This is a genomic window from Mesotoga sp. UBA5557, from assembly GCF_002425715.1.
GTDB lineage: Bacteria > Thermotogota > Thermotogae > Petrotogales > Kosmotogaceae > Mesotoga.
Genome location: NZ_DIMV01000078.1, coordinates 1 through 3,249, shown reverse-complemented (window position 1 = coordinate 3,249; position 3,249 = coordinate 1). Strand labels below are relative to the sequence as shown.

The following is a 3,249-nucleotide window of genomic DNA, read 5'->3' as shown; positions in this document are numbered from 1 at the left end:
AGCTTGGAATCTACGATATGTCCGGGAACGTATGGGAGTGGTGCTCTGACTGGTATGGAGGATACTGCAGCTCGCAATAGTGGTTCCTATCGGGTGAATCGTGGCGGTGGCTGTTACAACAATGCGGCGGTCGTACGGGTAGCGTATCGCGGCCACAGCTCGCCCACTTACGCGGGCAGCTACCTCGGGTTCCGTATTTGCAGGACGGTGTTCTGATTTACACTCTGGCCTTTTTACATTTTTACCCTTTGCTGCGGCTGCGAGCGTCGGGCACGGAGTAGCCCGCAAGCGCGACAAGACGCAGGAGATATTGGAGACTCTATGGATAATTAAGGTTTAATTCGATACTCCTTGAAGGTGTTTTTCGACTTAGCGTTCTTCATGATCGTCGTCACGACCGTAGCTTATGAATACTATTAATTGTCTTTCTGGCAACGTGAGCCCTCCCGGTTCTTTCTCCTGAATGGATATTATTATTATTCTCTTTAGCTCTTGTGGCAGTCTACCACGATTTTCTTATTCAGTTCCGCTATTGCCTGGCCAGCACTGGCAAAAAGCGAGTCTATCTCCTTGATATTCGGTTCCAACTCATCCCATGATTTTATGCTGTTGTTTATCATTAAGATGTTCATGACCTCCTTGTTCGATTTTCCATCTTCTTTGAACCACTTTTGGCCATAAACGAATCCGTTAAGTTCTCTATATGCCATCCATCTTCTGTGTTCCATAATGTGCATTGTCCTCTTTTGATCTTCTGTGACTGTATTCTGATTGAATGTTGGGCAATCAGTTGCAGTATCGGTTATCTTCGCGCCCAGAAACCTCAGTTTGATCGGCAAGTGTCTTGCAGCGTAACGGTTGGAGTCTTTTTCGGAATCTTCCAGTTCGTTCCAGACCTTGTCGAGTGTCTTATCTTTTCCCTTGTTGTACTCCCAGTGAAAGTACATGGCTATCTTTTCTATTTCTTCGTTAGTTGAGAACAGGTTATCCGTGTTGAGCACTTCTCCTGGATTTGAGATGTTTATATTCACGGTCTCCAGCTTTTCTCTGGTTTCTGGAACTATGTCTAAAAACCTCGAAAGTATAGGTATTACGGCTACTATTGCTGGTACTGTTGAAACTTTTCTGCCATGGCCCTCTACATCGCTGTCTGCTTTTACCTCAAAAATCTGCCTGAGCTTTCTGGCAACGAACGAACTCTCTCCCTCGTTTTCTGTCGTTACGAAGCACGAGGAAACTGTTGAGAAGATTTCCCAGTCGATTTCACTCCTGATAAGGTCAAGAAACTCCACTTCTACTATTTCCGCGACGTTCCCCAGTAACGGGTAGTTCTCGTAGATCGACCTCATCCTTCTCTTCACATCTCTATCAGATACAACGATTCTCGGTTTTACGTGATTCGCAAAATGGTATAACAGAGCCGCTTCCGTCATGATCTTCGCGCCCTGATCGCTCAGACCGACTACAAGGATTGTGGCGGGTACGGAATCACCTTCACGTATTCTTCTGTACCTGTCGGGAGAGAACTTGTCTATAAGATGCCGGGCGAGCATTCTCTTCGTGTTGAAAAATGATATGGACACATTTCTCTTTGCGTCGTTACCCTTGCAGTGCTTCATGAAATTCATCGTATGCTCATCGTCTATGTGAACGAAGACCTGCAGTTCACAATTTATGTTTTCAGTTTTTCTCGCTTCCAGTGCTACTCTTTTCTTCTCACATCCGTCAAGATAGGCCTCTATCTTCTCGACAGTTTCAATATTATTCGCATCATCACTGGTCATGACAAAGACACTTTTCGCCGACTCCAGGTGTATTTTCTGACAAAGTCTCGTCTTGTCTGAGAGACTCTCTGCTTCGTCAGCGAATATTACTGTTAGCCTCCTTGCAGGTTTTAAGGCTGGAAAGTCGCTCATTTCATGCGTGCTAGTGATGAGGACGATTCTGCTGCTGTTTCCGAGGAGGTTTTCAAGCAGATAATTTGTTTCAGCGTTCAGTCCCCAGATGACTATATGATTCTTAATCCCAAGTAACTTAAGGTCTCTGGTTGTCTTCCAGACCAGAGAGATAATCAACTTCAAGACAATTGCAACCGCTATTATCGGAGCGAAGAATCTCGCAATCTCAAGAATCCAGGGGATTGGATACACTGGAAAATTCGTGTTCAATGAGAACAACTGAATCGATTTGTACAATGCCGAAGAGACAGGGAGCGAAGGTTCGTACAATGCCCAGCCGATAGTTCCGATGATGTAGCATATAACAAAGAGAATTCCGATTAACTTCCAGTTACCCCACTTTACGAGACTCTCCATATGGATACCTCCTGTCTCTCGGTTTTCTTATACTCAGTATTCATGATGAAAAGAAGCTTCTCAATACATTGAGTTCGCGATGTTTCGCACCGCTCTGTAAAAGTGATCTTGTTATTGATTGTGCTTCCATTTCGAATTCTCTTTTCTGATCGTCGTTTTGGGTAATCCTCGCCATGTCTAGAAGTGCAAAGGCGAGACCTACACACCTGTCGACAACTCCAGGTTCTTTATCAACAAGAGTTCTTCTTATTTCCAGAACCCTTTTGTAATAACCTAAAGCCTTCTCAAGCTCACCGAGGTTCTCGTACAGACTTCCGACGTTGTTAAGGCTCACTCCCAAATCTCTCTGCCATTCAGTCCTATCGGGGTCTTTCTTAACTAGATTTTCTCGTATCTCAACGCATCTAGCGAAATACTCCAGAGCCTTGTCGTTTTCGCTTAGGTTTCTGCATATATTTCCTGCGTTACTGAGACCTACCGAGAGGTCATTCTGCCAGTCGATTCTGTCAGGGTCTTTCCGGATGAGTTCTTCCATTATTTCAATGAATCTAGTGTAGCGATCCAATCGCGCTCTCTCCCTCGCCAAGAAATTCGTACATCATTCCAGTGTTGTTCAAACTCACACCCAGATCTCTCCACCAGTCCATCCTGGATGGATCTTTCTTAGCCAGGGCGTCCAAAATTTCATTAGACCTAACATAGTATCCTAGAGCCCTCTCAGTTTCGCCGAAGTCTTCGTAGATCCTTCCGATGTTGTTCAAACTCACACCTAAATCTCTTTGCCAATCCAGTCTCCCGGGGTCATTTCTGACGAGTTGTTGCATTATCTCCGTGAATCTTGTGTAGTACCCTAGAGACTAGTGTGAAAATGGAGTCTGACCCTATTTAACACAAGAGAGATTACTCTCTCCAAAGGATGGCAAAGTGATATAAT

General features: G+C 44.8%; 4 protein-coding genes. 1 reads left to right on the top strand and 3 read right to left on the bottom strand.

The annotated features are described in order from the left end of the window. The first annotated feature begins 17 nt into the window (after nucleotides 1-17). Nucleotides 18-80: an SUMF1/EgtB/PvdO family nonheme iron enzyme gene (locus B3157_RS12820; protein WP_292592216.1), complete on the top strand. Its 63-nt coding sequence runs from the start codon at nucleotides 18-20 to the stop codon at nucleotides 78-80. A gap of 405 nt (nucleotides 81-485) precedes the next feature. Here the strand turns inward: B3157_RS12820 and B3157_RS10960 are convergent, their stop codons facing one another. Genes B3157_RS10960 through B3157_RS10950 form a run of 3 tightly spaced genes read right to left on the bottom strand, consistent with a single transcriptional unit; the run spans nucleotide 486 to nucleotide 3,082 of the window. Then, entirely contained in the window at nucleotides 486-2,315 is a 1,830-nt protein-coding gene (locus B3157_RS10960) for a hypothetical protein (protein WP_292590500.1), read from the bottom strand. Between the two features lie 40 nt (nucleotides 2,316-2,355). Next, nucleotides 2,356-2,880, bottom strand: coding sequence for a tetratricopeptide repeat protein (locus B3157_RS10955; protein WP_292590498.1), 525 nt, complete (start codon nucleotides 2,878-2,880; stop codon nucleotides 2,356-2,358). Beyond that, the gene (locus B3157_RS10950) at nucleotides 2,864-3,082 is read right to left on the bottom strand and encodes a hypothetical protein (RefSeq protein WP_292590495.1); all 219 of its coding nucleotides are present in this window, start codon (nucleotides 3,080-3,082) and stop codon (nucleotides 2,864-2,866) included. Before B3157_RS10950 ends, B3157_RS10955 begins: the two co-directional genes overlap by 17 nt. Nucleotides 3,083-3,249 lie beyond the last annotated feature (167 nt).

Bases quoted from the DNA above. Each gene is read 5' to 3' on its own strand.
- B3157_RS10960 (WP_292590500.1), bottom strand. From the start codon at position 2,315: ATGGAGAGTCTCGTAAAGTGGGGTAACTGGAAGTTAATCGGAATTCTC.